The organism is Streptomyces sp. NBC_00820, from assembly GCF_036347055.1.
Classification (GTDB): Bacteria; Actinomycetota; Actinomycetes; order Streptomycetales; family Streptomycetaceae; genus Streptomyces.
This window is the reverse complement of the sequence record NZ_CP108882.1, coordinates 361,554-385,970: the sequence shown is the minus strand read 5'-3', so window position 1 is coordinate 385,970 and position 24,417 is coordinate 361,554. Positions and strand designations below refer to the sequence as shown.

The window sequence follows — 24,417 nt, the reverse complement described above, 5'->3', positions numbered from 1 at the left end:
CGGAGCCGCGATGACCACGTACGAGACCCCCTCGGCCACGCCTGGAGCGGTGCGTCGTCACCGCCGCCGCGCCGCGGTCGCCAGCACGGTCGGCACCGCGATCGAGTGGTACGACTTCTTCCTGTACGGCACCGCCGCCGCCCTGGTCTTCCCCCACGTGTTCTTCCCCGGCCAGGCCACCTACACCGGGGTGCTGGCATCCTTCGGTACGCAGTTCGTCGGCTTCGCGGCCCGCCCGCTGGGAGCCGCGATCTTCGGGCACGTCGGCGACCGGGTGGGCCGCAAGTCGACCCTCGTGACCACCCTCGTCCTGATGGGTGTCAGCACCTTCCTCATCGGCCTCCTGCCCAGCTACGCCACCCTGGGGTACGCCGCGCCCCTGCTCCTCGTCCTGCTGCGCGTCGTCCAGGGCATCGGTGTCGGCGGTGAGTGGGGCGGATCGGTCCTGATGTCCATGGAATGGGGCTCGCGGCGGCGCCGCGGAGTGATGGCCAGCTGGCCGCAGCTCGGCGTGCCGCTCGGCCTTCTCGCCTCGACCGGCATGGTCAAGCTGATGAACGCCACGACCGGCGACGACTTCGACGACTGGGGCTGGCGCGTGCCCTTCCTCGCCAGCGTCGTGCTCATCGGCATCGGCCTGTACGTACGGCTGAAGGTACTGGAGAGCCCGGCCTTCACCGAGGTGAAGCAGGAACGTGTGGTGGTCCGCAACCCCGTGTGGAACGTGCTGCGGCACCAGCCCCGCGCGGTGCTGACATCGGCCTTCGTCCGGATGTCGGAGCAGGCCCCCTTCTACCTCTTCATCACCTTCGTGCTCACCTACGGTACCGAGAAGGTCGGGCTCGCCAAGGGCGACCTGCTGAACGACACGCTCGTCGCGGCCGCCGTCGGACTGGTCTGCGTCCCCCTCTTCGGCCACCTCTCCGACCGGTTCGGCCGACGCCTGATCTACGGGATCGGCATCTGCTGCGTCGGGCTGTTCGCGTTCCCCTACTACGCCCTGCTCGACACGGGAAGCTCGGGGCTCGTCCTCCTCGCGATCGTGCTCTCACTCGTCTTCCACGGTGTCCAGTACGGCCCCCAGGCCGCGCTCATCGCCGAAGGGTTCGGGACGAACGTGCGCTACAGCGGGGCCGGCCTCGGCTATCAGCTCGCCTCGGTCATCGCGGGCGGCCCCGCGCCGCTCATCGCCGCGGCGATCCTCAAGCACACGGGTTCGAGTACGTACATCAGCTGGTACATCGTCGGCTGCAGCGTCGCCGCCATGGCCGCGCTGCTCCTCATGCCACGCCCCGCGACCGCCGTCACCGACCCGCAGGGCTCCGCACCGGAGGCCCGCACCGATCCCGCGCCCTCCGCGGGAGAGGGCTGAGCGGCATCAGCGCGCGTCCGCACGCCGCGCGCGTGCGGACGCGTGGCGCCGATCCCGCCGAACCGCCGGACATCAGGTTCCACTACTTCTCCGAAGGTACGCCGGGCTGGGAGCAGGCCCTGCGGGGCGTGGTCGACGGGATGGAGATCGCCCGCGACGTGATCGCCCATGCCGCCGAGCTGATCCCGGGCCTGTCCATCGCCGGCGCGGTGTACCTGATCGGCGGAAAAGCCATCGAGGTACTGCTCGCGGAGTACGCGGCCCCGGAGTCCCGGAACCCCGGAGTCCCGGAGCCTCAGGGCCTCATGGGCCGCCCGGCCGGACGGCCTGACGTCCGCTGCCGTTGGTCCACATGGCAGGATGCGCGGGGCCGAACAAATGATCTTTGTGCTGGTCGGAAAGCGTTCCCGCGAGTGACGTCGATGCCGTTCGCCGGACTGCTCGTCGGCCCGCGCAGGCCCTGGAAAGACAGATAGGCACCAGCCATGACTGCTGAGTGGTACGTCCTCATCGAAGAGGACACTCGGGTGAGCGAGACCGTCGACGGCACCTCGCTGAAACTGCACCGGTGGATGCTGGTGGGCACGCACCACATCGAGGGGGACGAGGCGCAGGCCGTCGCGGCGGCCGAGGACGCGGCTCTGCACCACGTACCCGACGTCCTCGCCCGGCATGCCCGGCCGGGAGACGAACCGGCCCGGCACGCGTTCCGCGCGCAGGACGGTTCATGGGTGGTGCTCGTCAGGCAGCGGCACCGAGACTGCCACATACGGGTGTCCACAGCGCGGCTCGTGCATTCCCAGGAGGAGAAGGAAGCTCCGCCGAAGACCTTGAAAGAGCTCCTCCGCGGCGCCCTGGCGGCCCCGCCGCCCCGCCCGAAGCCGTGGACACCGCCCGGCTCGGCCGAGTAACCATCCGTCCACGAAGCCCAGTTGAGGCGTCCCGGACCGCGCTGAACGAACGGCCGGCAGGGCATCGTGGCCGTCTGTTCCCGTTGCACGCGGCCGGGTGGATGCCGGGGTCACTTCCGGCGGGCGACGGTGAAGTAGGGGGACGAGGGGAAGACCCCGTCACCGAGACTGAAGCGCAGGACCGTGCCGTAGCGGGTCCGTGCGGTCGTGAGGCTCATGGACGCGTCGGGGGTGAGCGCGCAGCGCTGGTAGACGGCGGCCTTGGCCGGGGGGCACGGGGTGGGTTCCTCGATCCGGTTCGGCAGCGGCAGGTCCGAGCGGTCCCATTCGATGAGCATCCCCCGAGCTTCGAGGGTCGGAGCGGGCATCAGGGTGCCGTCCCGGTCCCGGCCGTGTGCGCGGTGGTAGTCGAGCGCGTAGGCCACGGTCCCCGCAGCGTGCGGCAGTTCCCGCCCCTCGCCGTCATGCGGTCCCCAGGCCGCGATGCCGGCCGCGCGGATCCGGGGCAGCACGTCGGTGATGTCGCCCCGGACGCCGAAGTAGACGTCGGCCCGCATGTCGCACGTGAGGGTGTAGGGGGAGTGGAAGTTCTCGAAGACCGAACCGCGGTACGGCCTGGCACAGAAGTCGGCGAGGCGCGTGCCCACGTGCTCCAGACCCTCGACAGCGGACAGGCGGTCGATCAGGGCGCGGATCCTCCGCTCCTCCGCCGCCCTGCGGGCCTCCGCCGGGGGTGACGTGGCCTGCGTCCTCAGTTTCTTCTCCGACGGCTCACGGGAACACGCCGTCGTGAGCCCTATCAAGGTGAACGCCAGCAGCAGATGGCTCACCTGCGCGCACCGGACACGGCCCCGGCACCACCAAGTCGCCGCTCTCTTCTCCATCTCCCCACCTCCGCCCCTACTTTGTGCGGTGAGGGGAGACGGGTGCATGAGTGCGCGTACTCAGATTCGGTCCGGAGTACGGATCACCCCTCCGGCAGGCGCACGAGGGGTGATCCGAACTCCGGTCAGTGGCACGGACCTTCGCGCCTCAGGCCTTGAGGTGTTCCCTGTCTCCCATCACCACGACGGGGTGGCGGGCGGGATCGAGGGTGCGCAGCAGGGTCTTCATCCCGGACGCCGGGACGGTGACACAGGCCGAGGTGCCGTCACCGTGGTCCACGTGCAGCCAGATCCCGCCGCCCTTCTCCACCCCGTCGGGGCGGGTCCAGTCGAAGGGCGGTGAGCCCTTGAGCCGGTTGTAGTCGATGGCGATGACATAGTCGAAGTCGTGGGCGTGAGCTTCTTCCTGGATCACCGAGGCCGCGAAGGCGTTGTCGTCGTACCAGTACGGCAGCCGGGTGCCCGGACTCCTGAGCGAGCCTCCCGCGTCGGTGAGGGTGAACACCCCGACGGGACTGCGCTCGTCGTCCATGAGGTGGTCCGTCGTCCAGCCCATCCTGCCGTTGTGCGCGGGCCAGCTGGCCGTCTGTTCCCAGGCCGTGCCGCGCTTCTCGTAGAGCACGAGGACGCTGTCGGGCGAGTCCCGGCGATCGCCGTAGACGACCAGCGCCTGACGGGTACCGGCCGGTACCTGCTTCCACATCCGGTCACCGACGCCCGGAAGGCGGGTGCCCACGGTCAGGCGGGGAGAGGCGGGGGACGCCGGATTGTTGGTTCCCGGCGCGCCGGCGGGGCTCGTCCGCTCGGCGGTGCCACCGCACGCCGCGGTCGCCGTCAGCAGCACGCCGCAGGCGACAGCCGCGGATATGGCATGGCGCGCACCACCGCGCCGCATCGGACGGAGAGAGGACCGGGTAACACGAGATGTCCGCATGATCAGGATCCTGTGGCGAACGCACTCCACGCGCATCCGGACACGGGCATCCGGCCTACGCGCCCCAACGAAATGATCTTCGCGGTGGGGTCCCGCCGGACCCCCGCGCACCGGCCGGAAACCGCCGGGCGACAGCGAAACCGGGTGGAGCCGAGGAGCCGGCGCCGCATACCTTCACCTCCATGGCTGACGAGTGCTTCGGACATCCACGCCTCGCCGCGATCTACGACCTGCTCGACCCCGATCGCGGCGACCTCGACGCTTACGCCCGCATGGCGGAGGAGTTCAGGGCCCGCCGGGTGCTGGACATCGGCTGCGGCACGGGAGTGTTCGCCCTCCTCCTGGCCGATCGCGGGATCGAGGTCGTCGGGGTCGACCCCGCCCAGGCGTCCGTCGACGTGGCCCAGGGCAAGCCGGGCGGGCAACGGGTGCGTTGGATCCACGGAGACGCGACGGCCCTCCCGCCGCTGCGGGTCGACCTCGCGACCATGACGGCGAACGTGGCCCAGGCCATCGTGGACCCGAAGGACTGGCAGGAGACACTGCGCGGCGCGTACGGGTCTCTGCGGCCCGGTGGCCGCCTGGTGTTCGAGACGCGGGACCCCGCCAGGCGCGCATGGGAGGAATGGACCCGCGAGAAGTCGTACGGCGTGACGCGGATCCCGGGTGTCGGCGCCGTGGAGAGCTGGGTCCAGGTGACGGACGTGAGGGGGCCGCTGGTGACGTTCCGGTCGACCTACGTCTTCGCCGCGGACGGGCAAGTGCTCACCTCGGACTCGACGTTGCGCTTCCGCGAGCGACGGGAGGTCGAGGCGGACCTGATCGCACGGGGGTACGTCATCGACGAGGTGCGGGACGCTCCCGACCGCCCCGGCCGGGAGTTCGTCTTCGTCGCGCGGCGTCCGGAGGGAGACTGAATCCGGCCGGCCGTCGCGGGCGTACGTGCCGAGGTGGCCGGACCATGGGAGTTCAGAACCCGCGCACCCCCCGAAGGGCGGCTCGGACGGGGGGCCGGGCAAGCGGAAGGCCTTGCGCCGGGCACCGGTTCGGCCCGCGGACCGGCGACGGCCGTCGCCGTTCGTCGCCGTCCGGCGCAAGCGACTGCCGCCGCCCGCGAGGGGGAGCGGAGGGGGCGTTCAGACCGCGCTGTCGCGCAGCTCCGCCAGGGAGTCCGTGGTCAGGTCCCGGGGTGCGTCCTCCGGATCGACCAGGACCACCGTGCAGCTGGAGGAGCGGGTGAGGGCACTGGTGAAGCTGTCGTCGGCGAACTGGACGAGGGGGCCGCGCGGCGAGCGGCCGACGGCGACGGCGCGGGCGTTCACCTCGGCGGCGTGCCGGGCCAGGACGCGGCTGGCGGCGGCGTGGTCGCCGACGCTGGTGAGGACCTGACCGGTGGCGGCGACACCGAGCGAGGCGAGCCGGTCGAGGTGGGCGGTGACGGCGGCGCGGGCCTGATCGGCGGACTCGGTGTCGACGGCCTGCTCCTCGACCACGGCGGTCTGCTGGACGTGGACGACCTCCAGCGGGCTGCCGGTGTCGCGGGCCAGCCGCGCGGCCGCGTCGACGATGGCGGGAGCCTTGTCGTGGGCGCCCACGGCGACGATGACCGCGGATGCGCCGCCGGTGGACGCGCTGCCGCCGGCCGATGCGCCGCGGACGGGGACGAGGGCCGGGGCGGCGACCGACTCGCCTTCATCGGCGCGCTGTTCGGCCTGACGCAGCAGATGGTGTCCGCCGGCCAGGACGGGGACGGCCAGGAGGAAGGTGCCGGCGCCGAGGTAGAAGGGAACGCTCAGGCCGCCCGAGTCGGCGAGCTTTCCGGCGACGTACGGAGCCAGGCCGCCGCCGATGAAGCGCAGGAAGCCGTACGAGGAGGAGGCCACCGGACGCTCCACCGGGGCGACGAGCATGACGGCTTGGGTGGTCAGGGTGTTGTTGACGCCGATGAAGGCACCGCTGAGGACGACCGCCACGATCACCACGGTGGGGTCGTCGGCACCGGCCGCGATGACGGCCATCACGATGCTCAGGCCGACGAGGTTGGCGTACAGGACGGGGGCGGTGCCGAAGCGGGCCTGAAGGCGCGGGGCGAAGAAGACGCTGAAGGCGGCCACGAGCAGACCCCAGCCGGTGAAGACCAGCCCGAGTCCGTGGGCGCTCAGCTTCATCGGGTACGGGGCGTAGCCGAGCATGGTGAAGAAGCCCCAGTTGTACAGCAGGGCCATGATGCCCATGGTCAGCAGCCCGCGGTGGCGCAGTGCCCTGAGGGGGGCGATCGGTGAGGTGGGGCGCTCGGGCTTGGGCAGCGAGGGCACGAAGGCGACGGTCGCGGCCAGGGCCACGGCCATCAGGACGGCGACGCCGAAGAACGGGCCGCGCCAGCTGATGGCCCCCAACTCCCCGCCCAGCAGCGGGCCCACGGCGATTCCGAGGCCGAGCGCGGCCTCGTACAGGATGATCGCGCCCCCGAAGCCGCCGCTGGCGGAGGCCACGATGACCGCCAGGGACGTGGCGATGAACATGGCGTTGCCCAGGCCCCAGCCGGCGCGGAAGCCGACGATGCCGTCGACGGAGCCGGAGGTGCCGGCCAGCGCGGCGAAGACGACGATGACGGCCAGGCCTATGACGAGGGTCCGCTTGGCGCCGAACCGGCTGGAGAACCAGCCGACGAACAGCATGGCCACCGCGGTCACGATGAGATAGCTGCTGAACAGCAGGGAGACCTGGCTGGGGGAGGCGTGCAGGCTCTCGGCCAGGGCGGGCAGGATCGGGTCGACGAGACCGATGCCCATGAACGAGATCACGCAGGCGAACGCCACGGCCCAGACGGCCTTCGGTTGCCTGAAGGGGCTGGCGGTCTTTCCACGCGGTGCACTCATTACCGGTTCTCTCCAGTCATGTCGCGACGGGGCAGGGATCTTGACGGGCCTGATCAGGAGGGTGTTCGGCCGTCCCGGATCACGCGGGCCAGTTCGGCCGGCCGCTGGGGCTCGTCGCGGCCGAGTCGGCCGAGCCGGCCGAGCGGGCCCAGCGGGCCCAGCGGGCCCAGCGCGGACGAGGTCGCGGCGGCCGCGTCCGGGGTGCTGGGGGCGCTGGGGGCGTCACCCGATTCTGCATAACCGCATTATGCATCTGCGTGTACTGTGAAGCAAAGATGGGTGCGTCGCTCCGGGGAAGGCGCCGAAAGTGCCCGATGCGCCTGGCGCACCTGGCACGCCTGGTGTGCCTGACGCGCGCGGCACAGCCGCCGTGTCCGGCGCACCCGCCGTGTCCGGCCTGTCCGGCCGTCGAGCGGCGCCACGTCCGCAGGGTGATGGTCTGTCGCCGATCGGGCGCATTATGGGTAAATGTCCGTCGACGTCAAGGAGATGAACATGCCTCACCCCTTCGATCCCTACAGCGTTCTGCCGCCGGTGCCGCGGTTCACGCTGCGCAGCACCGACATCGCCGACGGAGAGACCCTGGACGCCGCCCAGTGCAGCGGCCTGTTCGGCGGCCCCGGGCAGGACCGCTCCCCGCAGCTGTCCTGGGAGGGTTATCCGGAGGACACCCGGAGCTTCGCGGTGACCTGCTACGACCCGGACGCGCCGACGGCCAGCGGCTTCTGGCACTGGGCGGTGTACGACATCCCCGCATCCGTGAACGAGCTGCCCGCGGACGCCGGCGCCGTCGGCGGGAAGAACCTTCCGGCAGGCGCCAAGACGCTGGCCAACGACGCGGGTGAGCGGGGCTACCTGGGCGCCGCGCCCCCGCCCGGGCACGGCGCCCACCGCTACATCTTCGTCGTGCACGCGCTGGACGTCCCCACGCTCGACATCGCGCCGGACGCCACCCCCGCCTGGCTCGGTTTCCAGCTCCTGGCTCACAGCCTGGCGCGGGCCACGCTGACGCCGGTCTTCGCGACACCGGCGTGAGCTCGCGGCGCGTGCGGCCGGCTCGCCGGACGCGCCCGCGCCGACCCGCCCGTCGCCGCCTGCCGGCGCAGCCGTCCGCGGGAAGCGCGCGCACCCCCGCGGACGCACCGTAGAAAGAGGCGGGGGCTCCCGAGCCGGAGGAGCGGGATGCGCGGGTTCAGCGCCGGTGCCGGGGAGCAGGTGTTCTCGTTCGCCGGTATCGCGACGGCCGTGCTCGACGACCAGGGCACCGTAACGCGCTGGTCGGAGGCGGCCGCCCAGCTTCTGGGCCGGAGCGCGGAAGACGTCTGCGGCCTCCCGGTGCGTGCCCTGCTGGCCGAGGAGTGCCGGGGCGCGACGCCCGGCACCGGCCTTCCGGAGGCGGGCCGCGCCCTGCTCCGGCACCGCTGCGGCGATCCGGTCGACGTCACCTACCGCGTGCTGGGCACGGACCCCTCCGCACCGGCCGCGCGCTGCTGGCCGGCTTCGGCGACGCACCGCCCCGTGACGACATCGCCCTGCTCCTGGCCCGCACCCGCGCCGTACCGGAACGGTCCACCGCGAGCTGGGAGTTCACCGCGGACCCGGCCGTCGTGGCCGACGCCCGGCAGGCCGCCACCCGGCAACTCGCCGACTGGGGGCTGGAGGAGATGGCCTTCACCACCGAACTGATCGTCAGCGAGCCGGTCACCAACGCGGTCCGCTACGCGGGCGGCCCGGTGGGGCTGCGGCTGATCCGCGAGGAGGTCCTCGTCTGCGAGGTCACCGACCCGAGCAACACCCAGCCACGCCTGCGCCGGGCGCGCTGGACCGACGAGGGAGGCCGCGGCCTGTTCCTCATCGCCCAGCTCTCCAGCCGCTGGGGCAGCCGCTACGGCCCCCGCGGCAAGACCATCTGGGTCGAGCAGACCCTCGCCCCGGCCCCGTCGACTTCGCGGCCCTGATGTGAACGCTCGGGTGAATCCACCGCGCCGACAATCACGCGGCACGCCCATCTCGACATCGGCGCCGCCAGCCCCTCGGCCGTGACATCTGAACGCCCTGCCGCGCCCGCGCCCCCCTGGCGTACTGCGCCACCTCCGGGAGCCGCACGGCAGGTCCCGGCCGGACGGGGGAGTACGACGGATACTCGTCGGCAGCGGGGCGGCCGTACGCCCCCTCGGCGAGAGGTGCGCGGGTCCATGCGAACACCGGGTCGGATCAGCGCGGCGCGGGCAGGGGAGTGGCTGCGCTCCCGTGACCCCGAACTGGCGGCGACGCGGCGGGCCTGCCGGACGGCGCTGGTCATGCCGGCCCTGTTCGCGCTCTGTTCCCAGGTCTTCCACTCGCGTGTCATGGCGAGCTACGCCGCCTTCGCGTCGTTCTCGATGCTGCTGCTCGTGGAGTTCACCGGCCCCATGGTGCAGCGCCTGCGCGCACACCTGAGCCTGGCCGTGGCATGGGCCGTGCTGATCTGCCTGGGGACGGCGGCGGCACCCCGGATGTGGCTCGCCGTCGTCGTGACCGTCGTGGTCGGCTTCCTGGTGCTGTTCAGCGGTGTCGTCAGCTCGGTCCTCGCCGGGTCGGCCACCGCGCTGCTGCTGGCGTTCATCCTGCCGGTGACCACGCCGGCCCCGCTGTCGCAGCTGCCCGACCGACTCGCCGGGGCGGGTCTCGCGGCCGCGGCCGCCACGCTCGCGATCTGCCTGCTGTGGCCGCGTCCGGCCGGTGATCCCGTCGCGCCGCCCGCGGCCCGCGTCTGCCGTGCGGCCGCCGAACAGCTGCGCACGGAGGCCGCCTACCTGGACGGGGGCTCCGCAGCCCCCGACGTGGCCCGGTGCAGGGCCGCCGCCGACGGGACCGAGGCCGCCGCGGCCGACCTGCGGCGCGCTTTCGACGCCACTCCCTACCGGCCCACCGGGCTGTCGGCGACCTCCCGGGCCCTGGTACGCCTGGTCGACGAACTCACCTGGCTGCACGGCATCCTGAACGACACGGCCGACTACAGCGACGGCCTTCCGCGGCGCGACGTGACCGCCCGGGCCGCGCGCCGCGCGGCGGCCGACGTCCTCGACGCGGCCGCCGGCCTTCTCGGCGACCTGCGCGCGGACACGTCCGGCCTGCGTTCCTCGGCTGCCGCGCTGCGCTCGGCTCTGGACCGTATGGAGGACAGCTCCACCACCCGTCTGCCCGCCGCCCGCCCGGGCACCGTGGCGGAGGTCTACGGATTCCTGACCGCGCTGGACCTGTCCTTCCGCGCCCACGAGCTGGGCTTCGCGGTGCTGCAGATCGCGGCCAACGTCCAGGAGGCCGCGGCCGCCGAACAACGCAGCTGGCCCGAACGGCTCCTGGGCCTCGAACCGGACGACCCGACCGGACCTCTGGCCGCCGCCGCGGCCCGGGCCAAGGCCCACCTGGAGCGTCACTCGCTGTGGCTGCACAACAGTCTCCGCGGCGCGGTCGGCCTGGGAATCGCGGTCGCCCTCGCCGACGTGACAAGCGTTCAGCACTCCTTCTGGGTGCTGCTGGGCACCCTGTCGGTGCTGCGGTCCAACGCTCTCAACACGGGCCAGAACGCCGTACGGGCCATCATGGGAACCGTCGTCGGATCCGTCGTCGGCGCCGGGCTGCTGCGGCTGATCGGACATCACGGGACCGTGCTGTGGTTCCTGCTGCCGCTCGCCGTCCTGCTCACCGGAATCGCCCCTGCCGTCATCTCCTTCGCGGCCGGCCAGGCCGCCTTCACCGTCACCCTGGTCGTGCTGTTCAACATCGACCAGAACCCGGACTGGCACATCGTGCTCCTGCGCATCGAGGACATCGCCCTCGGCTGCGGGGTGAGCGTTCTCGTGGCCCTGTTCTTCTGGCCGCGCGGCGCCGCGGCCGCCGTCGACCACGCCCTGGCCGACGCCTACACCGACAGTGCCCGCTACCTCACGTCCACGGTGGAGTACGCCGTCGGCTCCGCCTCCGGACCCATCGGCCCCGAGCAGGCGCTGCGGGCCGGCCAGGAGGCCGCCGCGTCCGCGCGCCGGCTCGACGACGCCTTCCGCAACTACCTGGCCGAACGGGGCTCCAAACCGCTGCCCCTGGCAGACATGACCACGCTCGTCACCGGCGTGGTCGGACTGCGGCTCGCCGCCGACGCCGTCCTGTCCCTGTGGCGGCACGCGGATGACCCGCGCCCCGGCGCGGAGCGGGCCGAGGACCGCCACACGCTGCTGGCCGCGACCACCCGCGTGACCGGCTGGTTCACCGCGCTCGCCGCCACCCTGGAGGACCACACCGCCCTGCCGGATCCGGTCGAGAGCGATCCGGCCCTGGCCACCCGCCTGGCCGACGCCATCTTCCGCGCGATGCACGGCGACCAGGCGCGGGCCGCCACGGCCGTCCGCCTGATCTGGACCCGCGACCACCTCGACGCCGCACGCCGCCTCCAGCCGAGCCTCGCCGCGGCGGTGACCGGCCGGGCCGGCGAGCGATCGCCCGCGCAGGCAGCCGCCGATCACTGACAGCGTTCCGGCGGCACACGGCCAGCCTGGCCCTGCCCTTGCCCCTTACCCTCACCCTGCCCCGGCCCCGGCCCAGGCGGGTTTCGGCGCCCACGTCGTCCCGTCCGACCGCGGACGTCGTTCCCTTTGGCCTCTGTGACCTACATCTCGATCATGAGAGGGCCTCCGGCCTTGATCCGTGATCTTCCGCCTGTTTGGATCCTGGCGCGGAGCCGGTCTTGCTGGTCGCACGCACAACGCGACCTCGACGAAGGCGGTTTGAGGCATGACGTACAGCATGGACACACCGCGCCCCGTCACGGCAGTCACCGGAAGGCGGAACCGGCCCATGACGGACCAGCTGACGGCGGCGCGCCCCGACCCCGGCCCCGACCCCGGCCCCGGCCCCGAGCCCGAGCCCGAGTCCGTGGCCGAGCCCGTCGTCGACCGCGTCGCGGATCGCCCCCATCTGCTGCTCGTCGGCGGACGGGACTCGGGTTTCGCGTCCCTGGCCGAGCTGGACATCCGCATCACCCTCGTGCAGGAGCGCGCCGGGCTCACCCCGCTCCAGACCGAACGGGCCGACACCCTGATCGTTCACGACCGGCTCGGCCCCGCTCTGGCGGAGTCCACGGCGGTCTTCCTCCACGAGCACGGGGAGGCTCCCTTCGACGGGGTGCTGTCCTTCGCGGAACAGCATCTGCTCACCGCGGCCCGCATCGGTGAGCGGCTCGGGCTCGCGCACAACCCGTTGCCCGCGGTGCGTGACAGCCGCGACAAACTTCGCATGCGTGCCCTGCTGGACGAGCACGGGCTGCGCAGCGTCCCGTACCGCGCCTGCGGCTCTCTGGCGGATGCGGTGCGCTTCCAGGCCGGGTCGGGCGCCCCGGTCGTGCTCAAGCCCGCGGCCGGCTCCGGCAGCCGCGGTGTCCGCCTGGCCGAGGGACCCGACGGGCTGGCCGCCGCCTGGGAGCACGCCTCGGCCGGGGGCGGCGCGGTCATCGCCGAGGAGTACGTGCCCGGGCAGGAGGTCAGCGTCGAGACGCTCACTCTCGACGGCAGGCACGAGGTCCTGGCGGTCACCGAGAAGGCCACCACCGGATCGCCCGCGTTCGTCGAAACCGGTCACCGGCTGCCGGCGCCGCTCGGCCCTGCCGTCCACGAGGCGGTGACGTCGGCGACCACGGCCGTGCTCGACGCCCTGGGCCAGCGGTGGGGGCCCGCGCACACCGAGTTCAGAATCCGTGAGGACGGCACCCCGGTCGTCATCGAGACCCAGACCCGCTTCGGCGGCGACCAGATCTGGCAGATGGTGGAGCTGGTGACGGGCGTGCGTCTCGCGGCGGCCACGGCCGCCGCGATGCTGGGTGCCTCGGGCCCCACCAAGTCGCACCCCCGGGCCCCTGCCGCCGCGATCCGCTTCTTCGCCCACGAGAACACCGTCGTCCGCGCCGTCGGCGCAGTGGAGGCGGCCCGCGCGCTGCCGGGAGTGGTGAGCGTGCGGATCACCGCGCACGAGGGCCAGAAGCTCGGCCGGCTCGAGGGTTCCGGCAGCCGACAGGGGTACGTGCTGGCGACCGGAGCCGACGGCCGGGAGGCCGCCGAGCGGGCGGAGGCCGCCCACGAGGCGGTCGGCTTCGTGGTGGGTGACTGACCGGCTACGACCGTCGCCCGGACGCGCGGCTCTCCGACCGTCCCGGGACCGCCGTTTCCGCCCCCGGGAACGTCGGGCGGCCCGCGGCGGGACCGCCGCCCGCCCCCACTCGTCCGGGTGACATTGCGTTCGCCGTGGCCCCGCAGGCGGCAGGCTGATCCCGCTGATCAACCCTCAAGGAGCCCCTGATGGCGAACGTCCCGACAGATCTCCGCTACACCGAGGACCACGAGTGGGCACGGACCGCGAGTGACACCGTGCGTATCGGTATCACCGACTACGCCCAGAAGCAGCTCGGCGACATCGTGTACGTCGAGCTGCCGAAGAAGGGCGACAGGTTCGAGGCGACGGAACCGTTCGGCAGCGTGGAGTCGGTGAAGGCGGTGACCGAGCTCTACATGCCGGTGACCGGCACGGTGACCGCCGTGAACGAGATGCTGAACGATTCGCCGGAGGACGTCAACACCGACGCGTACGGCGACGGATGGTTGATCGAGGTCAAGGTGGCCGACAGGGCCCAGCTCGACGGTCTGCTCGACGCCAAGAAGTACCAGGCCTACTGCGAGGCGGAGGCCGCCGGGTAAGGCGGCATCGCCGGGCCAACAGGCCGGCGTACCGGGAGCCCGACGCGGGTGCGGGAGGCGGCGCGGTCGCGTGCCGGGCTCGTCGGGCTCCCGGGAACGTACGGTCCGCTGATCGAGGTGACAGCGGCGCCGGCCCCTCGCGTCGTGTCGCCCCGGTGGACGACCTGGGGACGGCGGCCGTCGCCCAGCGCAAGTCGATCGTCTTCACGGAGAACAAGGCGGGCACGCGTCCAGGCTCGACACCGTCGAGGAGTGGACGATCAAGAACCACAGCGACGAGGTCCACTCGTTCCACGTCCACACCAACGACTTCCAGGTGATGAGCGTCGACGGCAAGCCGCAGACGAACTACGGGCTGCGGGACACCGTCGACGTCCCCCCCCACGCGGAGACATGGTCATCCGTATCCGGGCCGCACGGTCGTGCACTGCCACGTACTCGACCACGAGGACGCGGGCATGATGGCGGTCCTCCAGATCGAGAAGTAGCCGTCGAAGCGGGAGCCGTCCACTTCGGTTGACAGTGCGGCGACGCTCGGGGGAGGATCACGATCCGGTTCGGCCGTGTCACCTTCCGTTCTCCAACCGGGTTGTTTTCAGGCCGAGTTGACGGTCATACGCAGACGTTCACCGAGTTGCCCGCCAGGGGGAAGTGTGAGTGCCTTACCGCCCCTCCCCGGCGGCAGGGAGCCGCACGCCGGTGTCCGGGTGCGCCGGCGTCACTTACGGGACCCGCGCCTCGGGCAACGGCGGCACCCGTCCCGGGTGCCGCCCGGAGCCGGACCGTTCGTCCGGCCGCGCGGTGGCGGCCCCCGGCCCGCACGCCACCCCCAAGCCAAGAGGTTGCCATGAACCCGCTCATGCAGGACGTGCTGCTGTGGGCTCCGTCCGTCGCCGCTGCCGCCGCGGGAAGCGTCGCGATCCGGTACCGCGTCAAGGCGAGCCGCTCCGCCAGAGCCGCCGCCGAGGCCGACCGCCGAGCCGCCGTTCTCGAGGCGGAGGCCGCACACCTGGCCGCGACCCGGTTGCCCCGGCACCTGCTCGCGCAGGAGAGCCGAGCGGACGCCGCCACACCGTCCGAGGGACCGCTGCACGCCGAACTGGGCGGCACCGCCACCGACACGGCGTACCTGTCGGTCCTGGAGCAGATGAGCAGGCTGATCGCGGAGCAGACCGAGCGGTCGGAGGGCGCGGCACGGGTCGCCGTACGCGCGGCCACGCGCTCGGTGCAGTCCCTGGGCTACGAACTCCAGGTGGCCATCACCCAGTTGCTGGACACCCGGCACGACGACAGGCTCCTGGAACTGATCCAGCCCATCGACCACGCAACCAGCCAACTGCTGCGCCGCCTGCAGCTCTTGAGTGTGCTGACCGGAAGCTGGCCCGGCCGCCGCCGTGACGACACGGCGCTGCTGGACGCGGTACGCGGAGGCATGTCGCGCATCCGCGACTTCCGCCGGGTCCAGGTCCCCGCCACCTGCGAGTTCCACGTCTCGGGCCGGATCGTCGAGGCCCTGGTGCTGGTGCTGGCCGAGCTGATGGACAACGCGGCCCGCCAGAGCGCGCCGACGACACCGGTCGAGGTGACCATCCTGGAGGCGCACCGCGGAGTGAGCATCCAGATCCACGACGCCGGACCGGGCATGGCCGTCGAGGTGCGGCACAAGGCCGACCGGCGGCTGTCCGGCCGCGAACCCTTCCGGTTCACCGAGATCGACAACCCGGCCGCCTTCGGACACGCGGGCGTCGGCGACCTGGCCTCCCGGTACGGCTTCCACGTCAGCATCGACGAGGAGTACTCCCGCCACGGCGGAACCCGGGCCGTGGTCTTCGTACCCCGCGACCTCCTCGTCGACGCACCGGCCACCCCCGCCCCGGAGCCCGCCACGCGGAGCACGCCCGCTCCCGCCGGCACGGACGCCGGGAACGCCGCCGAGCCGGCGCGCTCGTACCCCGTGGCGGAGGACGGACTGCCGATGCGCCGCCGGGTCGCGCCGCAGCGGGCGGAGAGCACCCTGCCCACGACCGAACCCCCGCCGCGTGACGCCGGCCAGGCCCTGGCCGCGTTCGCCCGCATCACCCGCGCCCACGCCCCCGCCCAGCCCTCCGCACCCAAGGAGCCGACCTCGTGACCAGCAGCGTCCGACCCGACCTCAGCTGGATCGTCGACAACCTCGTCCAGTTCCCGCACGCCCGTCACGCGGTCGTCCTGTCCTCCGACGGACTGCCGATGGTGGCTTCCCAGGACGTCGAGCAGGACCTGGCCGACCAGATCTCCGCGACCGCCTCGGGGCTCCAGTCGCTCAGCCGCAACGCCGCGCGGTTCGTCGGCGACGAGACGACGCCCTGGCAGCAGACCATGGTCAGCTACCGCGGCGGGTTCCTGTTCATCATCGCCGCCGGCAACGGCTGCTTCCTCGTCGCGTCCGCCGACAGCGACGTCGACATCGCCGCCTTCTCCTATCAGATGACCGACGTGGTCAAACGCCTGGGCACCGAACTCAGTGTCGGGCCGAGGCAGCTCCGCGCCGAACACGGATGAGCCCGGCAGGACATGGTGACGACCGGCTGGTGCGGACCTATGTGATCACCGGAGGGCGGTCGCACGCCTGCCGCAACACCCTCGACCACATCACCCTGGTCACCCTGTCCCCGTCGTCCGGCACCCTCTCCCACGCCCGACTCAACCCCGAACAGCTCCGGATCCTCGCGGGGCTCGCCGGCGGATCCCAGTCGGTGGCCGAACTCGGAGCACTCCTGGAACTGCCGGTGAGCGTGCTGCGCATCCTGCTCGCCGACCTCATGGAGAGCGGGCACATCACCACACGGCAACGCATCACCGCCCCCGCCACCGCCAAGACCCGCGAACTGCTGGAGGACGTTCTTGCCGGGCTTCAAAGCCTCTGAGCCGCCCGCACTGCGCGGGACCGAACGGACCGTGAAGATCCTGATCGCCGGGCACGTCGGGGCCGGGAAGACCACGCTGGTCCACGGGCTCTCCCAGATCCGGCCCGTCAGCACCGAAGAGGTGATGACGGAAGCGGGCACCGCAACCGACCACACCGATCTGCCGGACAAGTCCACCACGACCGTGGCGATGGACTTCGGCCGGCTGCACCTGGCCGACGACCTCGTCCTGTACCTCTTCGGCGCGCCCGGCCAGGAACGGTTCTTCCCCATCCTCCAGGACCTCGCGGCGGGCGCGCTCGGCGCACTCGTCCTCGTCGACACCCGGCGCCTGCGGGAGACCTATCCGATCCTCGAACTGATCGAGAAGCTCGGGCTGCCGTACACCGTGGCCGTCAACGCCTTCGACGGCGCGCCCGTCCACCCTCCGGAGCGCCTGCGCGAGGTGATGGACCTCGACGGTCCCACCGCCCTCGTCATCTGCGACGCACGCGATCCGGGCAGCTCGCGGACCGCGCTGACCGTTCTGATCCGCCATCTGCTCGCCCTCATGCCGGAGTCCCCCTGATGAACCCGCATTCCCCGCCCGCCGCGCAGTGTCCACCGGGTGCGCACACCTCACCGTCCGAGGCTCCGCTGCCGATCCACGGCCCGGAGTTCGACGCCGACCCCCACGCCACCTACCGGCGGCTCCGCCTGCAGGGCCCCATCGCCCCCGTCGAGATCGCCCCCGGCGTCTACGGCTACCTGGCCGTCACCTACCGTGCCGTCGTCCACCTCCTGCGCAACAGCCCGAAACTGTTCGCGAAGGACCCCACGACCAACTGGGAGGCCCTGCGCGACGGGCGGGTACCGGCCGACAGCCCGGCCCGGATGATGATGCAGCCGCGGGACAACGCCCTGTGGAAGGACGGCGAGGAGCACCTGCGGCTGCGCGGCGCCATCACCTCCGCCCTCGCGCGCGTCGACACCTACGCCGTGACCGACGCCGTCGCCCGCATCGCGGACCAGTTGGTCGACACGTTCTCCGCGGCCGGCGAAGCCGACCTGGTCGGCCAGTACGCGGACCCGCTGTCGATGCTCACCGTCATCGACCTCTTCAGCTGCCCGCCCGAACTGGGCGAACGGATCGTCCACGCCGTCACCCGGCTCTTCGCCGCCGGCCCCGACGCCGCCGACGCCAACGCCGACCTCGAATCCGCCTGCCTGGACCTCGTACGGCTCAAGCGCGACCGGCCGGGCCGCGACATCGTCACCTACCTCGTCCAGACCGGCCTCGGCGACGAGGAGCTGGTCCAGACCCTGCTCCTCGTCTTCGGCGCGGCCGCGCCCCCGGCCGGAAAGCACATCGCACGCGGCGTGCAGCGCTACCTCACCGACGAACGGTTCTCCGGCAGCGTCCACACCGGCATCCGGCCCGTCGCCGCCGCCCTCGAAGAGGTCCTGTGGGACGACCCGCCCGTCGCCAACTACTGCCCGCTGTACGCGCAGGGCACCCAGCGGATCGACCACGTGCTCGTGGAACCCGGCTACCCGATCCTGTGCAGCTTCGCCGCGGCCAACCGGGACCCCGAGCTGGCCGTCGCACCGGACGAGCGCGTCGGCAACCGGGCCCACCTCGCCTTCTCGGCCGGCCCCCATGCCTGTCCGGCCCCCGGACTGGCCCGCGTCATCTCCGAGACCGCCGTCGAACGCCTCCTGGACCGGCTCACCGGACTGAGCCTCGCCATCGACGCGGACCGGATCCCGCCCCTGCCCGGCACCTTCCTCGCCGGCCCCGCCGCCCTCCCCGTCCGCTTCCAGCCCCACGCCCCACTCGCCCCCGCCGGAAAGTGATGCCATGACCTCCCTGACCCCCGTCACCGGCTGCCCCTATGCCCTCGACGCAGCCGGCGCGGACATCCACGCCGAAGCCACCGCGCTGCGCGCCCTCGGACCGGCGGCCCCGGTGGTCCTCCCCGGCGGCATCAACGCCTGGTCGGTCACCGACCCCGCCCTCATACGCCGCCTGCTCGTCCACCCCGACATCTCCAAGGACGCCTCCCAGCACTGGCCCGCCTACATCGACGGGGAGGTCCCCGCCGACTGGCCCCTGCGCATCTGGGTCGACGTCCGCAACGCCCTGTCCGCATACGGCACCGAGCACCGCCGGCTGCGCCGCGCCCTCTCCACCGCCTTCACCGCACGCCGGGTACGCGCCCTCGTCCCGCGGATCGAGGAGATCACCGACGGGCTGCTGGACGAACTCCAGGACGCGGGCCCGGACGAGACCGTCGACCTGCGCGCCCGCTTCGCCTGGCGCCTGCCCCTCCTCGTCGTCAACGCGATCCTGGGCGTTCCCGACGACCTGCACGACGCGTTCCGGGACAGCATCGGCCGGCTCTTCGGCACCAGCACCACCCCCGAGGAAGCCGTCGCCGCCGCCACCGCCGTGTACGGGCTCATCGGCCGGCTGATCGAACACAAGCAGCGGCACCCCGAGAACGACGTGACGTCCCAGCTCGTCCGCGCCCACGCCGACGGCGAGATCACCCAGCAGGAACTGGCCGACAGCATGATGCTGCTCATCGGCGCCGGCCACGAGACGACCGTCAACCTGCTCGACCACGCCACGGTCCTCCTGCTCACCCATCCCGACCAGCTCGCCCTCGTCACCTCGGGCAAGACCGCCTGGGAACAGGTCGTCGAGGAGGCCCTGCGGCTGGAGGCCCCCATCGCGACGATCATCATGCGCTTCGCCGTACGCGACGTGACCGACGAAGCCACCGGGATCACCTTCGCCCAGGGCGACGGCCTGGTCATCAACTACGCCGCCGCCGGCCGCGACCCGGGCGTCCACGGCCCCGACGCCGACGACTTCGACAGCACGCGCGACACCGCCCGCGAGCACCTCGCCTTCGGCCACGGCGTGCACCTGTGCCTCGGCGCCGAACTCGCCCGCATCGAGGCACGCATCGCGCTCTCCGCCCTCTTCGCCCGCTTCCCCGACCTGCGCCTCGCCGTCGAACCCGGCGAACTCGAGCCGCTCCCCAGCTTCATCTCCAACGGTCACCAGAGCGTTCCCGTCCACCTCGGCCGGTCCGCCGGGCCGGCGTCCCTCGCGCACTAGCGGCCCACGTGGCGGACCGTCCGATGCCGTGGGACTTCCGCGCCGCCGGTATGCCCGTTCCTCGCCGTGGCCGATGAGCCGTCACCTCTGCCGCCGCGTCCCGGAGTTCCGGCGGGACGCGGCGGCAGCGGGGTGCGGTGTCGTGGACCGGCGCGGTCCGTTGTCAGTGCCGTACGCCATCATCGGACGCATGAACGAGATCGACACGGTCGCCCCCGGGACCCCCGTCCGCACGTGGAACGGATACGCGGCAACCGCCGCCCTGCAGGGTCTCGTCGGGGCCGGGGGCTGCTGGAACGACGACACCTTCGCCGACATCCGACGCGTCGGCCGCTACATCGAGGGCAGTTGGGCGCCCGGCCCCGGTGAAAGGGAGGTCCGTCTCCCCGCGGCGGGCAGCTGGACGGCGTTCATAGGCCGCGTGGGGGCGATCGCGCTGCGCGCGGCCGCTCCCGAGACCAGGCCGGTGCGCCGCGAGGTGCTGCTCGACTTCCTGGAGATGTGGGCACAGACACCGTTCGCCGACCCGGCCTACCGCTTCCGTCTCGGCCGGCTCGCCGGAACCACCTCGTTCACCGTCCGCGACCACCAGGGCGCCTCGTTCGGACTGCACCTGCCCGCCGCGCGTGAGACCCGCTACTTCGAGGCCGTCCTCCCGGGCGGCGGGACCGCGCCGCGCCCCGAAGACCCGCTCCACGTCGTGGACTGCCACCGGGGCTGGGGCACCCCCGGACAACTGCTGCGCCTGGTGGAACTCGTCCGGGAGCGCGGCCCGGTCGCCCGGGACGCCGAAGCGGTCGTCGCCCTGAGCGAGGCGACCGGTCTGAGCCGCCCCGCCGCGGCCCTCGTCCTTGCCGGCAACCCCGGTGCGGGAAGCTACCACCCGCCCTTCCTCGACACACACGAGCGCGCCGCCCTCGGCTTCAAGGCCGGCGAACTCGAATCGGCACACGCCGAGTTGGGGATGCTGTGCGACGACGAGCGGCTCGCCCTGCTCGCCGACGTGATGCCCGCGGACCCCGCGGACCTCTGGCTGCCGGACGGCCTCGCCCGTGTCGCGGAGCGCACCGCCGCGGCCTGGGACGAGCAGCACGGAGCCCGTCCGCACGCGCCGTGGAGCACCTGGCAGGCCGCGGTCGCCCTGGAGACCGGGATGCCGGCCACCCACCTGTGCCACCTGCTCCTCGACCCGGTGAACGCGACCCTGCCGCCGGGCTTCTACCTCCGATTCCGGTCCTGCCCGCCCGAACACCGTCACCTGCGCACCGCATGGGACGTCATGAGCGACTACGACGCCACGGCCGTCGCGGACGCCCTCTTCACCGGCCTGGCGTGGGCGTACGCGGACCTCCCCGCAGGCGACCCCGTACGCGCCGGAGCGCCGGAGGCCGTCCGCCACCTGCGCAAGGTGCTGGCCGGCCACGACTCACCGGCCAGGGTCCTGCACTCGGGCCTGATCCGTGGCAGCCGCGGCAGCCGGCGCCGGGAGTGGCTGGCGCACGGCACCTGCGACCGGGTCATGGCCCGTATCACCGCCGACGACCTGCCTCCGGGCAGCTACGAGTCCGACCCGCGTGCCTGCGTCCCCGACCTGGTCGCCGACGTCGCCGCCACCCTCGGCCTGCCGGAGGACGCCGCCGCCCTCTACCTCCAGCTCCTGCTGCTCCCCATGCCGTCGGACCGCAACGTGCGGCGCTGGAACGCCTGGACACCGGCCCGTCACAAGGCGGCCGCGGCGCAGCTGGTGGCGCGCGGCCTGGTGCTGGAGGACCGCCGTGCCCGCGCGGGACGCACGCTCTTCCTGCCCGGCCCCTGGGCCCACGCCAAGAAGCCGCTGCCGCCGATGGAGTCGTGGAAGGCGTCCCTGCTCGGCGCGGAGCTGAGCGGCGACGGCAGCGAGGTGAGGTCCTTCGAACTGCTCCCCGGCACGCTCCCCGAACTCTTCACCGAAGCCTGGCGACTGGTCCGCGAGGGAGAGGGGCCGGCCGCCTGACCGCCGGCGCCCCGAGCGCCGAACCGCCCCCGGCGACCACCGGTCCACCGGGGGCGCCCCCCCAACCGGTGCCACCGCTCAATCGGCCGGGGCGCTCCCCGCCCCCGTCTCAGCCGATGCCGTACGCCGTCACAGTCCGATGCTCGTCACGCGCACGGTCACATAGCCCTCCCCGGCGCGCGGTGCCCGGTTCCACGGCTGGGTCCGGAACGTATGCAGCCGTCCGTGCCGGAGCGCGAACCGCGGCAACCGCACCCCGAACTCGACGGCCAGCGCTTCGAGGGCCCCCCGCTCGCCCAGCCACTCGGCATGCGGGTCGTCGTCCTGCCGGAAGAGCCGGTCCGGGTCCAGCACGTTTGGCACGGGACCGCGGGTGACGACCGAGGTCCCCGTCACGGTGAACGCGTACTGCTCCGCCCCGTCCACCGCGACGGACAGATGGAAGACACCGGGCCCGCGCCCCCCCGGCGGGCTCGCGCCACACCGTCACCGCGGGTGCCCCGGGAAGCGGCGATGCCGGGGTTGACGAACCGCTGCCCGGCGAAGGTCGCGCCCGGACGCGGCTCCAGGGCGAAGCTCCAGCCCGGGCCCGCCCGGCCGACAGCGGTGAGCGCCCGGTCCTCCCACGTCGACGCGTTCCCGCGCACCAGCGTGCGGGACTCCCACAGGGTCATCGGTTCGTTCAAGTGATAACACCCTTGGACCGTAAGGCGGTTCAGTTCGAGTCGCACGGGCGCGCAGGAAACGGGGCCGGGTCCGTCGGCCCGGCCGTTGTCGGTGCCGACTGGCAGGATCACCGGCATGACACCTTTGCTTCTCACCGACATCGAACAAGCCGTGCGCGGGAGTTGGAGCGCGCGGACGTGCACGCCCGAGTACCGGTCGCGCTGGAGCGAGGAGAATCCGGCCCGCGACCAGTGCGGGGTGACCGCCATGGTGCTCCATGACCTGCTGGGAGGCGAACTGCTCAGGGGAGAGGTCCTCGTCGGCGGAGAGCGCGTGGACTACCACTGGTGGAACCGCCTGGGCATGGGCATCGAGATCGACCTCACCCGCGAGCAGTTCGGGCCGGAGGAGATCGTGACCGAGGGCGTCGTCATACCCCGCCCGCCCGTGACCGAGTGGCGCAGACTCCGCGAGGAGTACGAGCTGCTGCGCGACCGCGTCATGGAGAAGCTGGGCCGGCCGCAGACGCCGACGCCCACCGCGAGCACGTCCCGTCAGCTGTCCTGAGCCTGCTCGGCGCAGGCGCGGCGGCACTGGTACCGCGACCCTCCCGGATCGCAGCGGCCGAGGGCCGGCAGTACCGTCGACAGGTACCCGCGGATGCGAGGTCGCCCGAACGAGGCCGGGACCCGGCGCGGTACTCGGCGCGGGAACCGCGCGCCCGCCCCGCCGGAGTCACCGCGCGAGCCAGCCGAAGGAGAGCCGGTCATGACCACGTTCCCCACCGCGCGAGCCGTCAGGACCACCCCGGAAGGCCTGCTGTGGGAGCCCTGCGAACGCTGGGTGCGAGGCCGCAAGGGTGACGTCACCGTCGTCGACAGCAGGCACCCCGTCCTCGTGTGGGAGCCCGGCGTGCCGGTGCCGTTGTACGCCTTCCCGCGCGGGGACGTCCGCGAGGACCTGCTCCACCCGGCCAGGAACCCCCCGAAGGACACGCACACCGGATCGCGGACCTTCTACGACCTCGAAGCCGGCGGCGAGCTGATGGAGAACGCGGCCTGGACGTTCCCGGCCGAGGACCTGGCCGGGCACATCGCCTTCGAGTGGTTCCGGCGTGCCGGCCGGGGCCTGGACCACTGGTACGAGGAGGAGGAAGAGATCTTCGTCCACCCCCGCGACCCGCACAAACGGGTGGACGCCATCGCCAGCAGCCGCCACGTCCAGGTCGAGATCGACGGCACCGTCGTCGCCGACACCCACCGCCCCGTCCTGGTCTTCGAGACCGGCCTGCCGACCCGGTACTACATTCCGCGCGAGGACGTCCGCCTGGATCTGTTCGAACCGAGCGACCACAGCACCGGTTGCCCCTACAAGGGCACCGCCGCGTACTGGTCGTGGCGGGGCGAGGCCGACGTCCCGTCGAACGTCGTCTGGAGCTATCCGGATCCGCTGCCCGCGGTGGGCGCCGTCAAAGACCTCCTCGCCTTCTACAACGAGGCGGTCACCATCACCGTGGACGGCGAACGCCTGGAGCGCCCGGTCACCCCGTTCACCAGAACGCTCACGGAGCCGCCGCCGACCTGACGCCACCGGCGGCGGTGGTCACGAACACCGCCGAGGCTGTCCCCCGTGTGCGCCGGCAAGGCCCGAGAAGGGGCCGACGAGCAATGCCGAGCCAGGCCTTCCCCGAAGCGTCAGCCCCGGCAGAACGGCATGGTCCGCACGTATCCGCCATGGTTCTCGTCGTCGGTGCCGAGGAGAGCGTCGGTGGACCCCGGAAGGCACTCCACCGCCTCGATCTTGTACTGGGGGAACGCGCCGAGGACGACCGGAGACGGCGTGAGCGTGACCTTGACCCGGCCGTCCTGCGACAGGATCACCCGGCCGGCGTCGCTGACCGCGGAGTCGAACGGACCGTCGTCGCCGGCGTCCGCCGCCGAACTGACGATGATCCGGCCGGAGTCGGACACCGAGATGTCGGAGATATGCCGTGTCCCGTCGCCCGTCGGATACGCCGAACGGTAGGAGTGATGGGTCACGG

23 protein-coding genes and 4 pseudogenes are annotated in these 24,417 nt (G+C 72.5%); 22 read left to right on the top strand and 5 right to left on the bottom strand.

The features are described from left to right. Positions 1-10 precede the first annotated feature (10 nt). From OIB37_RS01855 to OIB37_RS01845, 3 genes are read left to right on the top strand one after another with little or no spacing between them, the layout of a single operon-like run. Positions 11-1,372: an MFS transporter gene (locus tag OIB37_RS01855; protein ID WP_330455720.1), complete on the top strand. Its 1,362-nt coding sequence runs from the start codon at positions 11-13 to the stop codon at positions 1,370-1,372. Between the two features lie 32 nt (positions 1,373-1,404). After that, a complete protein-coding gene (locus OIB37_RS01850; RefSeq protein ID WP_330455719.1) occupies positions 1,405-1,848 on the top strand; it encodes a hypothetical protein in 444 nt (147 codons plus the stop codon). 9 nt (positions 1,849-1,857) lie between these two features. Continuing rightward, complete coding sequence (locus tag OIB37_RS01845; protein WP_330455718.1) at positions 1,858-2,283, top strand: hypothetical protein; 426 nt, start codon at positions 1,858-1,860, stop codon at positions 2,281-2,283. 110 nt (positions 2,284-2,393) lie between these two features. Here OIB37_RS01845 and OIB37_RS01840 read toward each other — a convergent pair whose 3' ends face one another. Together OIB37_RS01840 and OIB37_RS01835 are read right to left on the bottom strand one after the other, a co-directional pair. Continuing rightward, positions 2,394-3,167: a hypothetical protein gene (locus tag OIB37_RS01840; protein WP_330455717.1), complete on the bottom strand. Its 774-nt coding sequence runs from the start codon at positions 3,165-3,167 to the stop codon at positions 2,394-2,396. Positions 3,168-3,315: 148 nt separating this feature from the next. Continuing rightward, positions 3,316-4,062 (bottom strand): hypothetical protein, encoded by a 747-nt coding sequence (locus OIB37_RS01835; RefSeq protein WP_330461751.1) that lies wholly within the window; start codon positions 4,060-4,062, stop codon positions 3,316-3,318. Positions 4,063-4,283: 221 nt separating this feature from the next. On the opposite strand from OIB37_RS01835, the gene OIB37_RS01830 reads away from it, so the two are divergent. Beyond that, the gene (locus tag OIB37_RS01830) at positions 4,284-5,018 is read left to right on the top strand and encodes a class I SAM-dependent methyltransferase (RefSeq protein ID WP_330455716.1); all 735 of its coding nucleotides are present in this window, start codon (positions 4,284-4,286) and stop codon (positions 5,016-5,018) included. 219 nt (positions 5,019-5,237) lie between these two features. On the opposite strand, the gene OIB37_RS01825 is transcribed toward OIB37_RS01830, so the two are convergent. Beyond that, positions 5,238-6,980 (bottom strand): MFS transporter, encoded by a 1,743-nt coding sequence (locus OIB37_RS01825; RefSeq protein ID WP_330455715.1) that lies wholly within the window; start codon positions 6,978-6,980, stop codon positions 5,238-5,240. Positions 6,981-7,448: 468 nt separating this feature from the next. Between OIB37_RS01825 and OIB37_RS01820 the strand changes: the two genes are divergently transcribed. From OIB37_RS01820 to OIB37_RS01765, 15 genes and pseudogenes are all read left to right on the top strand, one after another. Beyond that, entirely contained in the window at positions 7,449-8,015 is a 567-nt protein-coding gene (locus tag OIB37_RS01820; RefSeq protein WP_443058107.1) for a YbhB/YbcL family Raf kinase inhibitor-like protein, read from the top strand. Positions 8,016-8,162: 147 nt separating this feature from the next. Continuing rightward, positions 8,163-8,285 (top strand): annotated as a pseudogene (locus OIB37_RS36225) (PAS domain-containing protein); the annotation flags it as partial. 173 nt (positions 8,286-8,458) lie between these two features. Continuing rightward, positions 8,459-8,938, top strand: a pseudogene (locus OIB37_RS01815) (ATP-binding protein); the annotation flags it as partial. 237 nt (positions 8,939-9,175) lie between these two features. After that, positions 9,176-11,485, top strand: a complete 2,310-nt coding sequence (locus tag OIB37_RS01810) for an FUSC family protein (RefSeq protein WP_330455714.1) — start codon at positions 9,176-9,178, stop codon at positions 11,483-11,485. Positions 11,486-11,813: 328 nt separating this feature from the next. Further along, complete coding sequence (locus OIB37_RS01805) at positions 11,814-13,118, top strand: ATP-grasp domain-containing protein (RefSeq protein WP_330455713.1); 1,305 nt, start codon at positions 11,814-11,816, stop codon at positions 13,116-13,118. A gap of 188 nt (positions 13,119-13,306) precedes the next feature. Beyond that, positions 13,307-13,702 (top strand): glycine cleavage system protein GcvH, encoded by a 396-nt coding sequence (gene gcvH / locus OIB37_RS01800; protein ID WP_330455712.1) that lies wholly within the window; start codon positions 13,307-13,309, stop codon positions 13,700-13,702. A gap of 259 nt (positions 13,703-13,961) precedes the next feature. Then, positions 13,962-14,036, top strand: a pseudogene (locus OIB37_RS36220) (hypothetical protein); the annotation flags it as partial. Positions 14,037-14,115: 79 nt separating this feature from the next. Continuing rightward, positions 14,116-14,190, top strand: a pseudogene (locus OIB37_RS36215) (multicopper oxidase domain-containing protein); the annotation flags it as partial. Between the two features lie 359 nt (positions 14,191-14,549). Next, positions 14,550-15,833, top strand: coding sequence for an ATP-binding protein (locus OIB37_RS01795; protein WP_330455711.1), 1,284 nt, complete (start codon positions 14,550-14,552; stop codon positions 15,831-15,833). Then, positions 15,830-16,243: a roadblock/LC7 domain-containing protein gene (locus OIB37_RS01790; protein ID WP_330455710.1), complete on the top strand. Its 414-nt coding sequence runs from the start codon at positions 15,830-15,832 to the stop codon at positions 16,241-16,243. The genes OIB37_RS01795 and OIB37_RS01790 overlap by 4 nt, the downstream gene beginning before the upstream one ends. Further along, on the top strand, positions 16,240-16,608 hold the full coding sequence (locus tag OIB37_RS01785) for a DUF742 domain-containing protein (protein ID WP_330455709.1): 369 nt from the start codon (positions 16,240-16,242) through the stop codon (positions 16,606-16,608). Before OIB37_RS01790 ends, OIB37_RS01785 begins: the two co-directional genes overlap by 4 nt. Before the next feature lie 31 nt (positions 16,609-16,639). After that, positions 16,640-17,176 (top strand): GTP-binding protein, encoded by a 537-nt coding sequence (locus OIB37_RS01780; RefSeq protein WP_330455708.1) that lies wholly within the window; start codon positions 16,640-16,642, stop codon positions 17,174-17,176. Next, on the top strand, positions 17,176-18,444 hold the full coding sequence (locus OIB37_RS01775) for a cytochrome P450 (RefSeq protein ID WP_330455707.1): 1,269 nt from the start codon (positions 17,176-17,178) through the stop codon (positions 18,442-18,444). Before OIB37_RS01780 ends, OIB37_RS01775 begins: the two co-directional genes overlap by 1 nt. 4 nt (positions 18,445-18,448) lie before the next feature. Then, complete coding sequence (locus OIB37_RS01770; protein WP_330455706.1) at positions 18,449-19,717, top strand: cytochrome P450 family protein; 1,269 nt, start codon at positions 18,449-18,451, stop codon at positions 19,715-19,717. A 190-nt stretch (positions 19,718-19,907) separates the two neighbouring features. Beyond that, entirely contained in the window at positions 19,908-21,710 is a 1,803-nt protein-coding gene (locus OIB37_RS01765) for a hypothetical protein (protein WP_330455705.1), read from the top strand. Between the two features lie 129 nt (positions 21,711-21,839). Here OIB37_RS01765 and OIB37_RS01760 read toward each other — a convergent pair whose 3' ends face one another. Further along, a complete protein-coding gene (locus tag OIB37_RS01760) occupies positions 21,840-22,073 on the bottom strand; it encodes a hypothetical protein (RefSeq protein WP_330455704.1) in 234 nt (77 codons plus the stop codon). A 150-nt stretch (positions 22,074-22,223) separates the two neighbouring features. Here OIB37_RS01760 and OIB37_RS01755 point away from each other — a divergent pair, with 150 nt between their 5' ends. From OIB37_RS01755 to OIB37_RS01745, 3 genes are all read left to right on the top strand, one after another. Further along, complete coding sequence (locus OIB37_RS01755; RefSeq protein WP_330455703.1) at positions 22,224-22,400, top strand: hypothetical protein; 177 nt, start codon at positions 22,224-22,226, stop codon at positions 22,398-22,400. A gap of 111 nt (positions 22,401-22,511) precedes the next feature. Further along, positions 22,512-22,943: a YunG family protein gene (locus OIB37_RS01750; protein ID WP_330455702.1), complete on the top strand. Its 432-nt coding sequence runs from the start codon at positions 22,512-22,514 to the stop codon at positions 22,941-22,943. Positions 22,944-23,144: 201 nt separating this feature from the next. Next, entirely contained in the window at positions 23,145-23,960 is an 816-nt protein-coding gene (locus OIB37_RS01745; RefSeq protein ID WP_330455701.1) for a DUF427 domain-containing protein, read from the top strand. A 110-nt stretch (positions 23,961-24,070) separates the two neighbouring features. On the opposite strand, the gene OIB37_RS01740 is transcribed toward OIB37_RS01745, so the two are convergent. Next, positions 24,071-24,415, bottom strand: coding sequence for a hypothetical protein (locus OIB37_RS01740; protein ID WP_330455700.1), 345 nt, complete (start codon positions 24,413-24,415; stop codon positions 24,071-24,073). Between the last annotated feature and the right edge of the window lie 2 nt (positions 24,416-24,417).